Source organism: Enterococcus sp. MMGLQ5-1, from assembly GCF_013155265.1.
GTDB lineage: Bacteria > Bacillota > Bacilli > Lactobacillales > Streptococcaceae > MMGLQ5-1.
In genome coordinates, this window is record NZ_JABJXU010000007.1 from 22588 (window position 1) to 43925 (window position 21338).

The following is a 21338-nucleotide window of genomic DNA, read 5'->3' on the forward strand; positions in this document are numbered from 1 at the left end:
TTAAAAATCAAGCAAAATTATCAAAAAGTCAAAATTTTGATTAATAATCATCTTTTCGATATCCGAAATCTTGCAAATCAATTTTTTTATCACGCCAGTCTTTCTTGACCTTTACCCAAAGCTCGAGAAAAACCTTATCGCCCAGCATTAACTCGATATCCCGCCGTGCCATCGTTCCAATTTTTTTCATCATTGAGCCTTGCTTGCCAATAATTATCCCCTTTTGTGAAGGACGTTCAACGATTACCGTCGCCTGAATCAAAATCTTATCCGTATTTGAGTCACGGCTCATCTTATCAATCACAACAGCAACCGAATGCGGAATTTCCTCTCGTGTTAAAATCAAAATCTTTTCACGAATCATTTCCGAAACAATAAAACGCTCTGGATGGTCAGTTACCATATCCTCTGGAAAATATTGTGGACCCTCTGCAAGATATAGCGGTAAGAGTGACAATAGCTTCTCAGTATTATTACCCTGTAAAGAGGAAATTGGTATAACCTCCTTAAAATCAAAAACTGATTGATAATCTGAAATAATATCTAAGAGACGCTCTGGATGCACCTTATCTATTTTATTGATCACTAAAAAAATATTAGCCTCACTATTTTTAAGACGCTCTAAAATCATATCCTCGCCTTTGCCTCTTTTTTCATCAGCCGCAACCATAAATAAGACGATATCAACCTCATGTAAAGTCGAATAAGCCGCCTGTACCATGTAATCACCTAGTGCATTATGCGGTTTATGAATTCCAGGCGTATCAATAAAGACAATCTGTTCACTTTCTGTCGTATAAATACCTTGAATTTTATTACGAGTGGTTTGCGCCTTATCACTCATAATTGTAATCTTTTGTCCTAACACATGATTTAAAAAAGTTGATTTACCAACATTAGGACGTCCAATAATTGAAACAAAGCCTGATTTAAAGGTCATTTTTTCTCCATTCTTTTAAAAAAATTAATTAATCAACTGAACCAGCCAATGCCAAATATGTGGTACAAAAATAATCATACCAATTATTGCGGCAAGAATTGAAGCAAGTAACACGGCCCCCGCTGCCATATCTTTTGCACTTTTAGCCAAGGTATGAAAATGATAATTCGTAATCAAATCGACTGTATTTTCAATTGCTGTATTGACAACTTCTAAGATAATCACTAAAAAAACAGAAAACAGCACAAAGAGCCATTCTACTCGTGTAATTTGAAACACGAGCCCTCCAATAAAAACTAAAAGAGCGGAAATGGCGTGCTTTTTCATATTCCTTTCTTCCTTAAAAGCAGTAATTAAACCTGATTTAGCAAACTCAAAGGAAGATATAAAATTTCTATTTTTATATTTCTTATTCTCTTTTAAGCCCATAATGATTTAATATCTCTTTCTGTAGTCCAAACATTACCTCTTCATCCGATTGATTCATATGATCATAGCCATTAATATGTAAAAAGCCATGTAGCGCTAAAAAACCAAGCTCACGCTCATAGCTATGGCCATAGCTTTCCGCTTGCTCATGCGCCTTATCCACTGAAATGAAAAGCTCTCCTAAATAACTGTTTAGCTCGTCATCTAATGCTGAAAGCTCTGCTGCTTCAATTTCAAGGTCTGAAAAATCAAAAGCTTCTGGTTGGTATTCTAAACTAACGACATCCGTTGGCGCATCTTTTGCACGATATTCAAAATTAATTTTTTGAATTGTAGTGTTGTCGACAAAGGTGACACGCATTTCCTTGGATGGTGCTAGCTTCAAATAATTTGCTGCATACTGCAATAAATTATTAATCGATTTCTGATCCGTAGCCGAAACCTTACCCGTTTCGTCAATTAATTCAATTTCCATGAGCTTCTGACCTTTCATACGCATTAATTATTTTAGCAACAACTGGGTGGCGAACGACATCCTTAGAGCTGAAAGTCACAAAATTGATTTCATTAATATTTGTTAGTTTTTCTTTGGCATCAATTAAACCACTTTTGACATTTTTCCCAAGATCAATTTGCGAAATATCACCATTGACAATCATCTTAGAATTGAAGCCTAAACGAGTCAAAAACATTTTCATCTGTGGCACAGTCGTATTTTGCGCCTCATCTAAAATGACAAAGGCATCATCTAGTGTTCGCCCACGCATGTAAGCCAATGGTGCGATTTCAATCACACCACGATCCATCAACCGATTAGTATGCTCTGTGCCAAAAATTTGAAATAAAGCATCATAGACAGGTCTTAAATAAGGATCAACCTTTTCCTTTAAATCTCCGGGTAAAAAGCCCAAGCTTTCGCCTGCCTCGACCGCAGGCCTTGTCAAGATAATTCGTTTAACCCGACCAGTTCTTAGTGCCTCAACTGCGAGCACCACTGCTAAAAAGGTTTTTCCTGTCCCAGCTGGCCCAATCCCAAACGTGATTGCAGATTTGCTTACGGTTTCAATATATTTGGCCTGACCAAGATTTTTTGCTCGAATTGGCTTGCCTTGGTTATCACGAATTATTTCTTTTTCGTATAAGCCAATAAATTGACTTAGCTCATCATTAGCCGCCATTTCAATGGCAGTCACTATATCAGGAATATTAACCTTTTGCCCACGACGCACCAAAATTAAAAGTGCTTCGATGATTTGACGAGCTTCTTCAATCTTAGCTTGGTGTCCAATGATTTGGATTTTTTCGCCACGATTTAAAACACGAACCTTAAGCTCATTTTCAATTAGCTTTAAATTCTTATCTTGGCTGCCAAAAATCTCAATTAGTTCCTCTGGATTTTCAACCATAAAATCCAATTTTGCTTCTAAACTTTCTGTCAAAATAACTCCTATTCTTTTACATATTAGCAATGCTGTTTCTAGTCAACTCTTTCAGTCTAATAACGAGCCTATTTGTTTTGACACCTTATTATAAATTATAAACGAGAACAGCAAAAAAAGCACTTTTTAAATATAATTCGCTTCAAAAAGCCCAGATTATTGGCAATCGGCTCTTAAAAATAATATTTTTTAAATAAAAAAGCCAGAAATTGATTTTCAATTTCTAGCTATAATGATTTGGAGCGCCTAATTAATATTAGCTCCTCCATAAAATTCCCCCAATCAACTGGTCTAGGTGGACTAGCCCAAACAATAAAGGTACTCTTGATCGTTTCATCAAATAAAACATCAGTCAATATCATATCCATTTGATCATCAATTTTTGAATGATACTCAATATTTAATTCGCTGATTTTATCAATATTACGCCTAATCATTTCGTTATAATTTTTGCCTAAGGAGAAATCAACACATATTTTAATTGGCTTCAAAATGTCTTTTAGTGGCACAGTATTAACTAAAACTAAAACATATTCAAGAAATAAAAAGCTTTTAGCACGATTAATATATTTATTCTGTTTATTTAACTTAATATACTCTAAGCAAAAAGAAAAATACTCAGGATAATTTTCAGCAAAGTAAGTGATGTCAAAGTCCCTTTTATAATCCAAAGACTCAATTTCAACATAAATACTATTAAAATGAATTCGAGTTAATTCCGATCCTAGCGAATCAATTATTTCGGGACTTAAACTAAAGTTAGCAGCAGCAGCTTTTTGAAAATCCAAATTCATTTTTTGAACCGTTTCTGAATTTTTCTCAATCGTTTTGGGAGATAATCCTAATAAATTAATGCTGACAAAAAATATGACGATTCTTAAAATTTCATTTGGTAAATACTTAGCATTATAATGCTTTTCAAAAATTTTTTCAGTCGCTAACGGGGATAATATCGTTGTCAATTTTTCAATATGCTTTTCAATCTCAGGCGTTAATTTAAAATCCCTTAACGCCAAATCCTGCTTAATCATATTTCCCGAGGAAACCCTAATGATATTAACTGCGGTAAAATGAATAAAGCGGCTCCATTCATATTCAGTAAAGCTATTATCAGGGTAATTGTTCTCAATTACTGCTAATGATTTTTCAATTGTTTGCATAATTTCTATGGGATAAATAGTTGTATCTCGCTCATAAATTGATAAAAACAAAAAAGACATTAAATCTCGAATTGCAGTTTCATTACCAACTAATTGCAAATTCTTATTTACCTGAATCCCTATTTTTGACAATAGCTTTTTTAATTGACGAAACTCCTTATAGACAATTGTATGACTGATAAATTTCTGATCTGAAAACTCGGAAATGGAGACACAATTTCCCCAAAAAAAGCTTTCAATTAATAAAAACGAAATAGAATTCCGGATATAAATTGTTTCTATTACATTTGAAAAAAAGATTCGTTTTTCAATGAGCCAAACATTATTTTTATCACAAAAAACCTGAATATCATTTATTAATTCACTTTCAATAAAATCTTGATTCAATTCATCAATTGTTTTATTTAATAAAAAATCGGATAATTCCAAAGCTTCAACTAATTTTTCTTTACTTTCCAAAAATTGCGGTTGATTTTCTAAATATCTTAATAATGAAAGCTTTCTTTTACTTACCTTATCTAAGAATATCGTGAACATAAATTCTGTCCCCACTTCTTTCCTTTTTTCCAAATAAAATAACTCCGGATAATAAATAACAAACATCTGAGAGATAAAAAGATTTCGAGTTGGCTCCTCCGCCCGTAACGCCATTTTGAGAGGCTGAGTTAGCAATAGTTATTTTTTCATCTTCAAAAAGATGTTCATTTAAAGCATAGCGTTTGTTATATTTTATACTCCGTAGCCTAAACTTTTCATCTGGCTGAAAGGCATCTACTGGACTTTGTAAAATATAATTATCAAACTCTGCTTTTTGCTTAACGCTTACTTTTTTTTCAACTTTAGTTACTGGAAATTCAACAACTGCACTAGCTTCTTGATTAGTTGCCGTTGAATTTTCTGGAATTAAAGCAACGACCGACTCCTCAGGCTGAATTGGTTCAGCAGGATTCAAAGGATTATAAATTACTGTTTCCGCACTGGCTAAGTACTCTTTTATTAAAAAAAAACTTGATAAAAATGTAGCGTATAGTATTACATATTTATATCTTTTAGACATTGATTCTCCTCAATGAATTAAATTGTTTCTCAACTTTTTAATCAATGGAGAGACCTTAGGAATCACTTTGTTTAATAAAGCTTAAAATCAAAAAAAATTATAAATACGATAGACTATGTCCCAATGTTAAATCTATTGCAATAATTATTCAAATTTAAACTCTTAATTAATCAAAAAAGTTATTAATTATCGTTTATTTTATTAAACATAATCATTTAGAAATAAAGAATCTCATTATTGATTATTATAGCTGTCTAAAATTTAATTCAGTATTATTTTAGTTGTCTTCACCTCTGATTAATCATCGAAATTATGTCAAAAACAATTAATAAATCAGTTTCCAGTATTATTTTCTCTTTATTCATTTATTTCTGCCTTTGATTTTTTCTTTTTATTACGGAAAAATAAAAATATTATCACAATCACCAGTGCAATCAAAATAATAATTAAAAGATACAGCCAAGTAAAATCTCTCTCTATTGAAACATCGTTACTATTTAGTTCTTTTGCTTCGCTAGCTTCAATTTTAAAATCTTTCGTAAATTCCCATTTATATTGATATTTTTCAATATCGCCTTCGCTGTTTTTGACCTCGTATTGACCTGTGTCACTTTTACCACTATAGGCAACAGTATTTAATGTATAAACACCAGCCTCTAATTTTTCTCCATTCAACGAAATTGGGTAAGAAAAATTTGAGTTGGGGGCCATCTGTAGCTGCTCAGCCTCCGATGAAAATAATACTTTACGGCTGCCTTTTTTCGTAATCTTATTTTCTAATTTAAGCTGATTTAGATAGGCAGCCTTAGAATTTTGAAATTTGGCATTAATCACGTTTCTTGAATTAACCTGACCTGCTGAAGCATCGAGTAGCTTTAGCTCTGGAGCAAGCTGCTTTTCATTTTGACGCAATAAAACAGCGACAGCATAAGAATATTCATTTTTTATTGCTACACCCCGTCCATCCGAGGAGGCTGTAGTTGTTTCATCGGATGGTTTCTCCTTAAAAGTAATTCCTCCTGCGATAATACCATCAAACTTTTCATTTGGCATCATTAGCTTAATAGGTAATATAATGCTTGATTTCTTAGGAATTGTGACCTCTGATTCAACGGTTGCTAAATCCTTAAGATTATACTTTAAACTAGAATCGGTCTTAATATTATTATCACTATATTCGACAACACCATTTAAATTGGTGGTTGCACTATTTATTGAGTTTTCAATGACTAAATCATTTTCAGTATCATTCCGCAATTGAACTTCAACTGTTTGACTTTGCCCTGGCGACATCAATAAATCATAATAGGTTTTTGACTTATCAATTTGATTATCGGGAATGACAGGCGTAACAGAATAATTAAATTCGGAAGCTTTAACCTTAGTTAGTCCAATTAATAAACTGAAAAAGAGTACAAGACTCAATAAAATTGGTTTCCGGTACTTCATTTTAAAAATTTCTCCTTTTACTTAAAATCAAGCTATTAATAGCACTCAAGCTGAGACTGACTTACAAAATCATCAATAGTAAAATCTAATCGATTATTTTAATTCCCCGGTGCATCAGTTAATACCCATGTAAATGTGGTTGAATAACTTTTAGCAAATTTAGTTGTTGAGCCAGGTACCTCAAGCGCAATACTTTTTTTCGCTGTATCCACTGAATTGCCCCAATCCATTAAATAAGTACCTGCTCCTTCACTTACTCTAGCTGACATCACCAGTGCTTCAGCGCCGCTTGGATCTAAGGTTAATGTTTTAGAAAAATTTGATGGCTTAGCCGATTGTGAAGCTGTAACAATATTACCATTATAAAATGTTATTTTTGCCCCCGTTAATACTTGACCAACAGAGGTTTGAAATTGTCCATTTTGTTTTACCTTTAATGTCCAGCCAGATTCAGTTCCGCGATTATCAGATACTTGAACAAAATTTGGACCCTCTAGGATATTTGCAGCAGCATTCTTATACTTTTGTGCATTTGCATAGTAAGTCTCCGTTTTAGAAGAAATTTTTTGTTCACCAAAAGATAAGCTAGATGCATAATCAATTGATAATGGACCACTTGTACCAGGCTCAGGGCCATCTGGGTTCGTTGGATCAATTGGCGTAATTGGATTCGATGGCTCTAATGGATCAACTGGATCAATTGGATCTGTACTAGGGACAAAGGTGATTGCGCCATTTGAATCATAAGTTTTTACTTCTGCTGCTGAAGTTTGAGTACCAATAGCACTCAAAAATAATGTGGCTAAAAATATATAGCTTATCTTTTTCATTACTGTTCCTTCCCATTTATTCAGTCGGTACAAATTTCAAAGTTCAAGTCAAGGTTGTTGTATAGGCTTTAGCTTCTGATGGTTCAGTTGGTTTCACCGGTTTTTTCTGGCTTCGTTAGATCAACTGGTTCGTTTTTTGTATTATCTATTTCGAAAATAATCGAGCCTTTTAAAGTATTATTTTGAGAAATACTCTCGGCAGTCATTAGACTCACAAAAGCAAGAATGCGTAGTAGAAATAAATCTGTTGTTAATAAATAATATTTATTTTTAAGATAAGCAAGCTAGAAAGTTAGAGCCTTCAAAAATTTATCATTTTAAACAATCAGAGCTACTTTCGTTAAGCATTTTTTAATCAATCACTTGCTTGGACCGGTTAAACAAAAAATTAGAGCGTGTTTTTGATTTCATCAGAATATGCCAGCCTGATTTAATAATCAATGCCACTTGTAAAATCGAGCATTGATAACAAATCCATCGTAAAAACTTTTAGCAATCTTGCCATCTATTAACCTTTAATTGATTAAAAATCATGGATTATCTGGGGCTGATACCAACGTCCACGAAAGAGTACCTTGATAATTGCCTATCAACTGCTTCTCAACTGGAACAGTCAATTTAATACCCTTTTGATTAGCTGCGCCCCAATCTTTATTGACAATATATTCACCATTTTCAGTCAGCTCACGCTGGTCAATTACAACTGAGCTTTCTCCTAGAACGATTTCTGTTCCGTCTAAAACATAAGATAAACAACCATTTAGTACGCGTTTTCCAGCAGTTAATGGTTCGGCCTCTTTAACACTAAGTCTCCACGGGCTCCTTTCTGAGCCTCTTGTATCCTTTACTATTAAATTACCGCTAATTGTCGGCCAATAGGTCTGCGTCTTGCTGCTAATTTTTTGAGTCCCAAAATTAAAGCTATCTGGTACCTCTGAAAGCTTCAGTTCTCCAGAGATAGCAACATTTATTGTTTTGCTCAAGGAAATACCCTGATAGGAGTATGAATAGGTTGACGAAACGTTTTTTAATAGCTCGGATTCCTGTGCATTTTTAATACTATTAAAGGCTTCAGCCGACAAGGATGGGCTAGTCGACTGATCATCATTGGCAAAAACAGTCGTTGCCTGTGTGTACGCACTTAAATCTGAGGACTCGATCATCGCTTGAGCCTGTGCTAAAGTTAAGCGCACAGATTTGGCATAAATGGCAAAATCACGATTATCCGAAATAGCCGCGTCATCTTTAACGACAACAATATTGACCTTTAATTGTTTTTTATTAGCAGCTGTCGTGCCAGCTTGGTAAACAATAGAATACTTATGATAAAGCTCGTCAGTAGCAAGCGGCTGATTAATTGCTGTAATCAGCTCCGACGTAATTGCTGAATCATCAAAAAATGGACGTCCTTCACCAGCTGTTAAATCAATAATATCAGACTTATTTTTTAGCTTTGCAGCCTCAGCTTCATTAATAATGACATTTTTAGCTGATAATTCAACTTGATTTGAATATTTGACCTTTACTTGATAGCTGTAATTATTATCTGGAGAAGTCCAATCCACCTGATCAGAATTTGGTTTTTCCTCAATCACTGTTTTAGAAGCCCCAGCCTTTGTTGAGGAAATTTCACCACTATATAGCCACGAGCCAGTCTGCTCTGTTTCAGGCACAAAGCTAAGAGTGGGTGTAATACCTTTTGAAGCTGGAATCAATAGTCGCCCCTTCTTAACCTTTAAGCCGGCAGCATCAGTTCCCCACGCCTCTATTGTCAGTGGCAGATTATTAACCTTAATCTGTGATAAATTATGCGTAATATCTCCGGTGCCTGCTGCAACACCGGGTGTTTCCACTTCATAATCAATAATTGAACCTGGAATTGCTATACCGTAACCATTAGCACTGTGACTTTTAATATCATTATCGCCAATAAAGGTTTTTCCAGTGGCTTTTTCAATTCCTGAAAAATTAATCGGCGTAATATGAGTAGCATTACTAACGGTTGGATTAATGGTAAATACTTGATATGCCTTAACATTGCCAAACCAAGTTCCTTGACTATCAGCTTGAAGCTCCGTATCTTCAGCTGTATTTTTAATCCAAGTCAGGTGATCCTTTGAATCATCGGGTGCCTCATAATCTGAAATATTTATTTTTCCTGCTCCAGGTGGCGATTCTATCGTTGCTGCATCCTCAACGATTAATTTAGCACCTGAAATTAGATTAGCAGGAGACAAAATACCGATACCACTCCCCTTTGAAAGATGAATATTACCAAATTGATTATAGGCTGATGCATGAGTGACCGCAGTCGCTAAACGACCGTTATTGATATTGCCACCATTAGCCAGTAGCTTGATACCATTGGTGATATTGAGCTGAGTAAAATTTACAATACCTAAGCCAGTTGCACTTAAATCATCGGTTTGATAATTACCTGTACCATCAACATTCTGACCAAAATTAAAAATAACTTGATTACTACTGCTGCTTACAATAGCATTATTGAAATCATCCTTGGCTGAGCCACCTGAAAGACCATTAATACTTTGAGCGCCCTGGATATTCATCGTAACATTTCTTAAAATTTTATTATCAGACGAAATATTTGAATAATTTGTTGCATAAAGATTACCAATTTTAGAGCCAGTCGCTTGGATATTGACATTTATTGCACCGCTTTTAGTACTATTTGCAAAATAACCACCATCGCCATAAATATCTGCACCATTTAATACATCTGAACCGGGCTTGGTAAAAATATTTAGCGTAATCTTATTGGAGCTATTCGTACCAACTATATTAGCGCTACCATATGGATTCCCACCTGAAATATAAGTCCCAGCTGGTAATTTAAATTCACCGTCATAATTTCTTAAATCTATTGTCAGACTTGCATCACCCAGTAATGAGCCATTATTAGTAATGCCACCTGAAAAACCGTTAGAGCCAGTTCTTGGTGTCCCAGAAAAATTACCGCCGTAAATTCTATTGTCCGAATTTCCAGTCACAGTATGAGCGTCTGACACACCGTAAGAAGCGCCCAATGAGGCATTAATTACGCCATCATTGACAATAACGCCAACATCACCAATAATTTTAACGTCATCCCAGCCGCCGCCTGATAAAAACCAGTCGACCTGACCGTCGTTTACAGTGCTTTGACCGTTACCATAAACGCGTCTGCTTGTATAGCCTGTGCCCTCGAGTGTATCGACAATACCTGAATTTAGCGTATTGGCAGTATTACCCTCGACCACACCAGAGAAAGAGCCACCATAGGTCCAGCGAGCCACTGTATTATTTAGGATTGTTTTAGTATTGCCTTTAATATAGATATCCCATGCCGTTCCAGGAGAACCGCCACCGCCAACAATATCCCAATCACTATCTAAGCCTCGACTTTTACTGGTTGTAGAATAAGCAAGGTCAACTGGCTTACTTCCTCGAAAAGCCAAACCCGCTCCACCAGGACTACCATCAGTAGTTGACGTGCCCACCTCAATTGTTGTATTACCTTCAATATAGCCGCCACGTCCTGCCGCAGTCGTATAATTGGCACCATTCGAAAAGGAACCACTAATTAATTTAGAGGTAATATTGCCAAAAACTTTAAAAGCCGCCGAATTTCTCGCAATTTCACTACGCTGATCAGAGGTATAGGCATCATATACTGTTTGATTTGATGCGCCCATGCTGGATTGAGATAATTTACTGATATTATTGCCACCACCACCATTGAAATCGCCAATACCACCACTAGATGAGCTTGTGCCCGCTTTCACTGTGTTCACAATATTACCTGTAATTATTCCTGAGCTTCGGTTACCACCCTCAAAATCTGCATAGCCCCCTTTATATAGACTGGTATCCAAATTGGTTGTAATTGCATCCTTATTACGATCAGAACCGATATTACCCACCATTGAGCCACCAACAAATCGATTAGTATTAAAACGACCATAGCCTGAAATATTAGTCGTAATATGACCGCTAATATCACCGTAGTTGGTCCCACCATAAAAATTACCTAATTGAAATGCTGAGCTAGGATTTGTAATATTAATTACTGTCGTAACATCACCAGTAACACTAGCCCTGCTTGATGCATTAGAGCCAACACCACCACCATAAATATTATTAATCGATCCATTCGTATCAGAAATATTAATTTGAGTGCTGCCATTTACCGTTCCAATATTACAGCCGCCTACTAAGTTAGCAATTGCGCCTACGGTTTTGGTAATATTAATTGAAGTATTACCGGTTAATGTGCCACCATTTCGATTACCACCATAAATATTCCATGTCCCAGAGCCTGTTGCATTTACATTGATTGTTGGACTACCAGAGATATCCTCTGATTCAGCGCCACCATATATTGAAACACCATTCCCAACAGAGCCACCATTTAGATTTAAATCGTGCCCATACATATAAAAATTTGAAGCACTATAAGCCAGATTTCTAAGACTAATATTACTGCCAAAATAAGTATTAGTCCCAAAGTTTAATGCTTTGGCACCACCTGGTAAGACCGTACTATCAGAAATAGTGTCTGATGCTGCACCCGTAAATGTAATACTCCTAGCTTTTCCCTGTAGTGCATAAAGCGTAATATCTGTTGCGGAGGGCGCCATTGGAATTGACTTTGCTGTTGTCGCTGCTGAAAGTGAGATATTTGTCCCAATATAAATCACAAAATCCGCATTCTTACCATTTTGATATAAATCAAAAAGTGCCATTTTAAAGCCCGCTTCATTTGCATCATACTCTTGATAGGGCCCCCCATCCTCTGAAGGACTTGGTACAACAATGACTTTACTTTGATTTGCATTGCTAATCACATCTGCAATTGACCCTTTTGCGTTCATATTGATGCTGCTTATTATTTCAGAATTGCTAGAAATTTGCTTTTCATCAGTTACTGATGATTCTCCACCTACTTCTAGGGAGCCAGAAAAAATCATAGAAAACATGATTAGCGTGAAGACAATATTCAAAATCTTTTTCAATTAACTTTCAAGTCTCCTTCCGAAATAGAATATAATTCCCTGAGCTATTATATCAACTTATAAACAATTATTTTTAATTATTATTTCCTTATTTATAAAATAAAAATAAAAAAATACCAACTAAGCTATCACGCTCAATTATTATCAACATCAAAAAAAAACGACTCCTATTTAAAATCGTTTCAGAATATAGACAACGCATACTTTATCTTTTGGATTCTACAATAAATTGGACTGATAAATATTAAGGAGAATTTGGCATTGTTTTCCGGAAAAAATGCCAAATTCACAAAAAAACGACCATATTCACAGCAAACTTGAGCAACAAAAAAAGCAGCACAAGATGTGCTGCTACAAAACTAAAGCTGATTTTCTAATCAGCAAACCTGAAACTACAGTCAACCGCCTTACCAAAGTCCACGCCCGATAAAGCATATACTTACAGGAAGCAGGTTATTTTTTTATATTCTAGCTTTAAACAATTATCCTAATCAAATTAAAAAGCTGCTTTGGAGTTCAATAATCTTTACGTGCTCGTAAGGAAGAAAGTATTGAGACTAGGTCTATTACTTCCTGTAAAACTGCTCCTAATAAAGCCGGAATTAAGCCAGTACTCGCAATTAGCATTAGAATAACACAAATAAAAATACCTATTAAGACAGATTGTTTAGCAATACGCATCGTATCTTTAGAAATCGAAATCACTTGACTAACCTTCTGAAGATTATCCTTTAAAATAACTGCATCGGCCGACTCACTGGCAGCAGTCGCTCCATGTGCACCCATGGCGATACCAACCTCTGCACGAACTAATGATGGACTGTCATTTACACCATCACCAATCATAATAACTGGTCGTTTTGCCTTTGGAACATCTTCAATGATTTTCGTCTTATCCTGCGGTAAACAACCGGCATAGATTGTTTGAATACCAACTGCTTTACCAACCTCGTCAGCAACACTTTGATGATCACCCGTCAGCATCATAATCTCGTCAATTCCTAAGCGCTTAATTTGCGCAATCGTCATTTTTGCTTCGTCACGTATTTGGTCAGAAAAGGTAATATAGCCTATTAATTTTTGGTCTTCTGACACATAAATCGTTGTCTGCTGCATCGGTTTAACCTTCTCATCTGGACTTACATAAGAGGCCTTTCCTGCACTCACCCATTTTTGATTTATTCTACCAGTCACACCATGTCCAACAATTTCCTCAATATTGTCTGCCGGCTTCAAATCAATATATTTTTCCGCATAGCTAACTAAGGACTTCGCAAGAATATGAGTGGATTCCTGCTCGATGCTCGCCGCCAGCGCTAAAAGCTTTTCTCTGCTAATCCCACTAACTGGCACAACTGCCTCCACTGCGAGCATTCCCTTAGTAATCGTACCAGTCTTATCAAACGCAACAGTCTTAGCTACTGAAAGCTTTTCTAAGGTTGTTCCCGTCTTTACGATAATACCATTACGGCTCGAGCGACTCATACCAGAAATTAATGCAATTGGTGCCGCTAAAATTAAAGGACAGGGTGAAGCAACGACTAAAACCTCAGCAAATCGAATTGGTTCTTTTGAAATAAACCAAGCAAAAAAGGCAATTAAATAGGCTGTGATAGTAAAGGGGACAGCATAACGATCCGCCATTCTGACAAAATGTGCAGGTTGATTTTCAGATGCCCGAACCAAATTAATAATAGTTTGATACTGGCTGTCTGCTGCACTCTTATCAGCAACCATCGTAATCGATGACTCGCCATTTACCGACCCTGATAGCACCTCATCGCCTACCTGCTTTTCAATCGGCTTAGACTCTCCGGTTAGAGATGATTCGTCAACAGTTGACTGTCCCTTTATCAAATGACCATCGACTGGTATCACTTCACCTGGTCTAACAACCATCTGATCACCGACAGTCAGTTCTGTTACCTTGACAGTCACCATTTTACCAGCGATTAACTGGTTGGCATTCTGTGGTGAATTATCCAGCAGTGACTTTAACTCAGTGCTAGCCTTCCTAGTGGCATAATCCTCCAAAGAATCACCACCTGTTAGCATAATTAAAATCATTAAGCTTGCCCAATACTCTTTCAAGACGAGCGTTGCTATAATGGCTGTTACTGCTAGGATATCAACACCGTATCGACCGGCTCGAATTGTTTTAACCATTTCTATTAGCATCGAAATGGTTACTAATAAAGCAATTATTGCAATAATCAAAAATGCCAAGCGATTTTGTTTCATAATAAATTCTGTAATCAACGCTAACACACCTGCGATTAGTGTTATTTTAAATTTTAAAGAATGATTCATAAGGCCACCTTTTCTATTTTTTTAAGTATACTTTAATTTCTTGCACTAAACAACCACAAAAGCTTAAATGATAATGATTATCAAAATCAAAAGGAGCTGCCTAAATCATAATTTTCTAGAAAAAAAAACGACTATCTGGCAATAATCATTCTTCTTAAATATGTCTGTTATGTTATTTTATAAAATGAGATACAAGAATCAATAACCAAAATAGTAGTATAGCATTATAAAAAAATACCAATAAAATAAGTTAAAGCCTGAGCTACTGAACCAAGTGCTAAAATTTTGACTGCGCAGATAAAGGTTTCCCTTTTGACTTGTTTTTTTATAAATAGATTAATTTGTTTAATAATAATTGGTAAAATCAAAAAGGTCAGTAAAACAGTCAATGGCGCAAGCTCAAGCAGGGGGCTAGCTAAAATCGCTAAGAAGGCGAGGACATTGAAGGCAATAAATAATCTCAAACTATTTTTAAGCCCGATATAATGCACAAGGGTATAACGCTGATTCAGTTCATCCTCCTTTAAATCACAAATATTATTAGCTAACATTAAATTAGCAATCCAAACAGTATTTGGTAAAGAAATTAAAAAAATGCCTGAAATCGTCCCGAAATCCCAAGTAAAAGATGAATAAGTATTAATATAGACACAAATCAAGGAAATCATAAACCCCATCGTAATGCCTGAAAAAAACTCACCTAAAGGTAAACTCGACAATGGTTTAGGCCCACTCGAATAAAAAATACCGACTAAATAACAATAAATACCCATAAATAATAACGGCCAACCGACGATTGTAGCCAAACCAATTCCCAATAATGCTGAGATCGTAATCATGGCGATAATCAAGTTTTTTACTAATTTCAATGAGATATTTTCCCGACCAATAATATTCGTTTTCTCCCGATAATCATGTAAGTCAGTCGCATGATGATAATCATTATAATTATCCAGCATATCCACCGCCATATTAAAAATAAACATGGCGACAAAATAAATAAAAACATAACCCAAATGAACAGCTTGATAATGATACCAACTAAAGACAAGACCGATAAAGAATGGCAACACACTTGCCGTTTTTGCTTTAAATTCAACTAGTTCTAAAAACACTGAAAGACTCAATTAATCAACTCATTTCTTTATATTTATATTATATACAAATAATTAGTAAGATTTTTCAATAATAGGGTACAATAATAAATATGTACTTGAAAGGAATTTACAAATGGTTACTTATTGGGACAAATACCCTCAAATTCAAGAAAATTTAAGCGAAGTTAAACAATGTATCAATCAACAATTAAAAATCCAAAATCAACCCATTCGTGAGGCCTTAATTCGTTTTAGTGAATCCGGTGGCAAGCTTTTACGACCAGCATTCTTTTTATTATTTAGCTACCTTGGTACTCAAGAAAACCTTGAACACCAAAGACGAATAAAAATGGCTAGCTCTTTGGAAATCCTGCACATGGCTTCACTGATCCATGATGATATTATTGATGACTCCCCCTTAAGAAGAAATACAATTACAGTTCAAGCGCAGTTTGGCAAGGATATTGCCGTTTATACTGGTGATTTATTATTTACTGAATTTTTTAATTTATTAATTGAAACAATGACTGAAAAACGATTTTTAGAATTAAATGCTAAAACGATGAAAGCACTACTTTTAGGTGAACTGAATCAAATGCATTTTCGCTTTAACCAAAAAGCCGATATCAATGCCTATTTTAGAAGTATAAAAGGTAAAACAGCTGAGTTATTTTCGCTTGCCTGTCTTGAAGGCTGTGCATTTGCAAAAATGGATGCTGAAGCTCAATTTACAGCACAGCGTATCGGCAGAAATGTTGGCATGGCTTTTCAGATTTATGATGATATTCTCGACTATGTCGGTAATACAAAAATTATCAAAAAACCGATTCTAGAGGATTTAGCACAGGGAATCTACACGCTGCCCTTGCTCGTCGTTTTAAAAACACATCCCGAAGCTGTTAGTCCATTACTAAATAAGGGGCATCGACTAACAACTCAGGATGCTGAAAAAATTGCACAATCCGTCATTGAATTTGGGGGAATTGACAATGCAAAACAAATTGCCCGCGCACTGACCGATAATGCACTGAGACTGCTAGAGAAATTCCCAGAATCAAGTGCTAAATCAGACCTCAAGCAGCTAATTAATGATTTATTAATTAGGCCTTACTAACCTAACTTCCAATTAATTAATCTAATCCTAGATCAATTGCTCTAAGCTGTTGAAATTTAGGGTTAGATTTTTCTAATGCCTGAGGCGAATCATTCATTACTAAACGACCAGCCTCGATAAAAATGACACGATCCATCAATTCAATCCCTTGTAAGTGATGCGTAATCCAAATTATCGTTTTATCCCGCAGGACCTCAAAAAAAGTAGCCAATAGCGCTTGTTCAGTAATCGGATCAAGACCAACCGTCGGTTCATCTAAAATAATAATTGGAACATCCTTTAATAAAATCCGAGCTAAAGCCAAGCGATGACGTTCCCCACCTGAAAATCTCAAGCCCGCTTCATCAACCATGGTTTCAATCCCGTCTGGTAATGAATCAATTAATGAGCCTAGACCTACGCGTTGAAGTGCCGCAATAATTGCTTCATCCGAGGCCGTCTCTTGACCAATGCGGATATTATTCGCAATTGTTGTATGGAAAAGATATGGCTTTTGTTGGATAACACCAATATAATCAGCAATCGCTTCTCCAAACTGGGTTGTTGGCACGCCATTTAAACTAATTTGACCAGCAGTTGGTTGTAAATCGCCTCGTAAAAGAGTTGCTAATGTACTCTTACCTGCACCACTCTTGCCCAAAACACCGATTTTTTCACCTTGGTTAATCGTTAAGGAAAATTGATTAAGCACTAGCTTACTATTTACCGTATATTTAAAATTAACCTGATCAACAGCTAACTTAAACGGTGCTTTTAATTTAAATTGCTCCAATTTTCGAGCTGAAATCTCGGGCAAATCATTAAAACGTCGAATCGAATCAGAATAGCTATTGGTCTCCTGCGCTGCATTAGATAAGGGGGCAAAGGCATCAATCAAAGGAAATACAGTTAAAACAAACGCAGCAATCCAATTTGCTTTTCCACCTCGTACACCAATAAATTGACTACTCGTCCAATAAAGCAGCGAAATTGTAATCAAACCAAAAATCAATTGAATAATAAAATCACGAAAACGATTAAACGACTGAATTGCTTTATTTGTTTGACGAAGCTCAGTCTCTAAGCGCTCATGCATTTCTAGATAGCTTGCAGTACGTTGACTAAAAATCCAGTCCCCAATCCCTAAAACATTATCTGTTAATTGAGGATATAATTGATTTTTTAATTGCTTGAGTTGACTTTGTCGGGCGCCATTAATCAGCACGCTAACCATTGGTAATAAAATAACTACAATCCCTAATAATAACAGCATTACTAAGGCAAACCAAACTGAAAAGAAGCCCAGGCCGATAATAATAAACACATAAAGCAGCCATGCGATAATCGTTGGGAAAATTGTTCTTAAATATAAATTTTGGATATGATTAATATCTTCAGCTAATAAGCCCAAAATATCGCCCATCCGATAATGCCGTTGAAAAAAAATCGCATCCTGCTCCACAACTTGATACAATTTTAAACGCAATTTTGAAGTCATCTTTAAAACCCAATTATGACTGACTAATCTTTCGATATAACGAAAAACGGGGCGAGAAATACCAAAAGCACGAGTTAAAACAATCGGAATATAAATCATCAAAATGTTTTCTGGTAGAGAGGCTGCCCTACTAATCAAATAGCCTGAATTAAACATCAAAGCCCCAGCACTAAAAAACGTTAAGAAGCCTAGGAAAATTGCCAATAATAGTGTTTTTCTATACTGTTTAAGAAAAGGCTTAATCCAAGAATCACTCTCTAAAGCCCTGAATAGTTTAATTTTTTGCATGCTGATGTCCTCGCATTTCCTGTATTAATTGCGTAAATGCTCCTTGCTTAGCTCGCAATTCATCATAAGTGCCTGCTTCGACCAATCGACCCTGTGCCAGCACTAAAATATAATCCATCTCATGCATCCAATGTAACCGGTGAGTTGCAAAAAATACTAGCTTATTGGCCATTAGCGGTAGCATCTTTTCCTTCAAAGCAAGCTCAGTTTCAATATCTAAATGTGCAGTTGGTTCATCAAATAATAAAATTTTGCGCTCTGAATCTAATAATGCTCTAGCTAACGCAACTCTTTGTGCTTGACCACCACTTAAACTTCTTTTTCCATCACCAATCACTGTATCTAATCCAGCGGGCAATTCATCAAGCAAGCCTTGCAAATCAAGCTGATTAATCACAGCCATTAGCTGCTCATCAGTCGCTTCTGGATGATAAAAGGCTAAATTTTCTCGTAAGGTTTTATGAAAAATATATGGATTTTGTGGAATATAGGCCAATTGCCGTTGCCAATCCTTTTGTGATAAGTTTTTTAACGCTACTTGGTCGATTTTAAATTCACCCTGAGTTGGCTGAAAAAAACCACTGATTAAATTGATTAGAGTCGACTTACCAGAGCCGCTCATACCAACGATCCCAATTTTTTGAAAACCGGAAACCGAAAAGGAGACGTCACTTAAAGCCAGCTTTTGCTCATAGCGATAGCTCAATTGGTTAAATTGTGCATGACCTTGGGCTGACCACTTTTGCAAAGGCATTTGTTTAATTTCAGCTTCTTGTTCTGAAATAATTGTCCCCATCTCAGCCATCGCATTTTTACCATCAAGTGTTGCATGATAGTCGCTTGCAAAATCACGAATCGGTAAAAAATACTCAGGCGCCAAAATTAAAGTCGTTAAAGCTGGAAATAACAAAATATTGCCATCTAGCAAGCGTAAGCCTAGTAAAACAGCTACAATCGCTACCGATAGGGTTGTAAAAAAATCTAAAGCAAAGGTCGATAAAATAGCTACTTTCAGTGTACTAATCGTTGCTTTTCGGAAATTTTCACTCGTCTGATAAATACTTTTTTCATATTTTTTACTAATGCCAAATACTTGCAGAGTATCGATGCCTCGTAAAGAATCAATAAAATGATTCGATAAAATCTGAAAGGTACGATATTGTCGATCCGCCTTACTTTGTGCCGCATAGCCTAAAATAATCATAAAAATAATAATTAAAGGAAAAACTAAAAATAAAACAACACCTGATTCCCAGTCTAAAATAAAAATACCAACTAACAGGACAATCGGAATGACAGTCATATTAATAATTTTTACAAGGATTAGCTGCAAATAGTTTTCAACCTGATGAATACCCTCGATCAGCATTGTTGTCACATTACCAGTACCGTGCTTTTGAATCAAGGTAGGACCCATCCGGAATATTTTTTCAAGAAGCTCTGTCCTTAATAGCTTAGCCTGTTGACGCGCATAGGCATCTAAATAACGGTCCCGAAAAAAAGTTAACAAATGTCGGCATAAATAGCATAAAAAAAACAACAAGATATAATTAATTTGATTTTTAAATACTTGACCTGACCATAATCTTGAAATGACCAATGCAAGAAAATAAGCTTGTCCTAGAATAAAGAAGGCTTGTGAGATAGCTAATCCCACAAGCAAAACAAAAACTCGTTTGATACCATTCAGCTTGAAAATATTCTTATCAAACATGATTTACACCTTCTGCTAATCCTGGCTGCTTAATTCTTTTGCTAAAGATAAAATAAGTCCAGCCAGTATAGATTAAAACAAATGGTAAAATAGTAAGTGAAATAATCGACATTATCTTCAAAGTATACGGACTAGAAGAAGCATTTTTTATCAATAAATCAAAATCTGGATTAATTGAGCTAACTAAAACCCTTGGAAACAGGCCTGTGAATAGTAATGCTACAAGTGACACCAAGGTTAAGCCACTTAAAATAAAAGCCCTAAATTCATGGCGTTTAAGCACAGAAATATTAGCAAAAACAGTTAGTAAAACAATCAAGGCAGTCAAGACCAAGGATACAATTAAATGCTTGCTAAAGAAATCAGTCTGCATTAATAAAAGTAAAGCGAAGACTGCAAGACCGGCATATAAGACCAGATAGGCTCTTTTAGCATACTGATTGGCACGATATCGAATCACACCTTCAGTTTTCAATGAAATATAATTTAGACCATGCAGGTAGCATAGTAGCGTCAAGGCTACACCACCAACGATTGAAAATAGATTAAAATAGTCACCAAAGCTGGCACTCATATTACCATTTGCATCAATCGGCATACCATGGACCATACTCGTAAATAAGAGACCGAAGAAAAACGGTACAATAAAACTACCAATCGTTAAAGTCCAGTTCCAAAGCTGCTTTTGCGACTTTGGTACCTTATGGCGAAACTCAAACGATACACCTCTAATAATTAGACCAAATAAAATTGCAAATAAAATGAGGTAATAGCCACTAAATAAGGACGCATACCAAGCTGGAAACGAAGCAAACATCGCACCCCCAGCTGTTAATAGCCAAACCTCATTGCCATCCCAAACTGGTCCAATTGTTTGGACAATCTGATCTTTTTCATCCTCATTTTTAGCTAATGTCTGAACGGACATACCAACCCCAAAGTCAAAGCCTTCTAAAAAGAAGAAGCCTGAAAACAGAACGCCAATCAACGTGAACCAAAGTAATTGTAAACCACTCATT

At 35.7% G+C, this 21338-nt stretch carries 15 protein-coding genes; 1 reads left to right on the top strand and 14 read right to left on the bottom strand.

Annotation, left to right across the window (positions count from 1 at the left end):
* Positions 1 to 40: 40 nt before the first annotated feature.
* From era to HOY35_RS08295, 11 genes are all read right to left on the bottom strand, one after another.
* Positions 41 to 940, bottom strand: a complete 900-nt coding sequence (gene era / locus HOY35_RS08250; protein ID WP_249641512.1) for a GTPase Era — start codon at positions 938 to 940, stop codon at positions 41 to 43.
* A 24-nt stretch (positions 941 to 964) separates the two neighbouring features.
* Complete coding sequence (locus HOY35_RS13490; RefSeq protein ID WP_249641513.1) at positions 965 to 1369, bottom strand: diacylglycerol kinase family protein; 405 nt, start codon at positions 1367 to 1369, stop codon at positions 965 to 967.
* Positions 1350 to 1844: an rRNA maturation RNase YbeY gene (gene ybeY, locus HOY35_RS08255; protein WP_172212268.1), complete on the bottom strand. Its 495-nt coding sequence runs from the start codon at positions 1842 to 1844 to the stop codon at positions 1350 to 1352. The genes HOY35_RS13490 and ybeY overlap by 20 nt, the downstream gene beginning before the upstream one ends.
* Positions 1834 to 2775 (bottom strand): PhoH family protein, encoded by a 942-nt coding sequence (locus HOY35_RS08260; RefSeq protein WP_172212545.1) that lies wholly within the window; start codon positions 2773 to 2775, stop codon positions 1834 to 1836. The genes ybeY and HOY35_RS08260 overlap by 11 nt, the downstream gene beginning before the upstream one ends.
* A 260-nt stretch (positions 2776 to 3035) precedes the next feature.
* Positions 3036 to 4538: a helix-turn-helix domain-containing protein gene (locus tag HOY35_RS08265; protein ID WP_172212270.1), complete on the bottom strand. Its 1503-nt coding sequence runs from the start codon at positions 4536 to 4538 to the stop codon at positions 3036 to 3038.
* Positions 4483 to 5025, bottom strand: coding sequence for a hypothetical protein (locus tag HOY35_RS08270; protein ID WP_172212272.1), 543 nt, complete (start codon positions 5023 to 5025; stop codon positions 4483 to 4485). The genes HOY35_RS08265 and HOY35_RS08270 overlap by 56 nt, the downstream gene beginning before the upstream one ends.
* A gap of 357 nt (positions 5026 to 5382) precedes the next feature.
* Entirely contained in the window at positions 5383 to 6474 is a 1092-nt protein-coding gene (locus HOY35_RS08275; RefSeq protein WP_172212274.1) for a DUF916 and DUF3324 domain-containing protein, read from the bottom strand.
* 98 nt (positions 6475 to 6572) lie between these two features.
* The gene (locus tag HOY35_RS08280; RefSeq protein ID WP_172212276.1) at positions 6573 to 7304 is read right to left on the bottom strand and encodes a WxL domain-containing protein; all 732 of its coding nucleotides are present in this window, start codon (positions 7302 to 7304) and stop codon (positions 6573 to 6575) included.
* Between the two features lie 530 nt (positions 7305 to 7834).
* The gene (locus HOY35_RS08285; protein WP_249641514.1) at positions 7835 to 12319 is read right to left on the bottom strand and encodes a WxL domain-containing protein; all 4485 of its coding nucleotides are present in this window, start codon (positions 12317 to 12319) and stop codon (positions 7835 to 7837) included.
* Positions 12320 to 12835: 516 nt separating this feature from the next.
* On the bottom strand, positions 12836 to 14629 hold the full coding sequence (locus HOY35_RS08290) for a heavy metal translocating P-type ATPase (RefSeq protein ID WP_172212278.1): 1794 nt from the start codon (positions 14627 to 14629) through the stop codon (positions 12836 to 12838).
* Between the two features lie 224 nt (positions 14630 to 14853).
* Complete coding sequence (locus HOY35_RS08295; protein ID WP_172212280.1) at positions 14854 to 15756, bottom strand: prenyltransferase; 903 nt, start codon at positions 15754 to 15756, stop codon at positions 14854 to 14856.
* 103 nt (positions 15757 to 15859) lie between these two features.
* On the opposite strand from HOY35_RS08295, the gene HOY35_RS08300 reads away from it, so the two are divergent.
* Positions 15860 to 16840, top strand: coding sequence for a polyprenyl synthetase family protein (locus HOY35_RS08300; RefSeq protein ID WP_172212282.1), 981 nt, complete (start codon positions 15860 to 15862; stop codon positions 16838 to 16840).
* A gap of 16 nt (positions 16841 to 16856) precedes the next feature.
* On the opposite strand, the gene cydC is transcribed toward HOY35_RS08300, so the two are convergent.
* From cydC to cydB, 3 genes are read right to left on the bottom strand one after another with little or no spacing between them, the layout of a single operon-like run.
* Positions 16857 to 18605, bottom strand: coding sequence for a thiol reductant ABC exporter subunit CydC (cydC, locus tag HOY35_RS08305; RefSeq protein WP_172212284.1), 1749 nt, complete (start codon positions 18603 to 18605; stop codon positions 16857 to 16859).
* Positions 18592 to 20319 carry a thiol reductant ABC exporter subunit CydD gene (gene cydD / locus HOY35_RS08310; protein ID WP_172212286.1) on the bottom strand — a complete coding sequence of 576 codons (1728 nt, stop codon included), beginning with the start codon at positions 20317 to 20319 and terminating at the stop codon, positions 18592 to 18594. Before cydD ends, cydC begins: the two co-directional genes overlap by 14 nt.
* Positions 20312 to 21337, bottom strand: coding sequence for a cytochrome d ubiquinol oxidase subunit II (cydB, locus tag HOY35_RS08315; RefSeq protein WP_172212288.1), 1026 nt, complete (start codon positions 21335 to 21337; stop codon positions 20312 to 20314). Before cydB ends, cydD begins: the two co-directional genes overlap by 8 nt.
* Between the last annotated feature and the right edge of the window lies 1 nt (position 21338).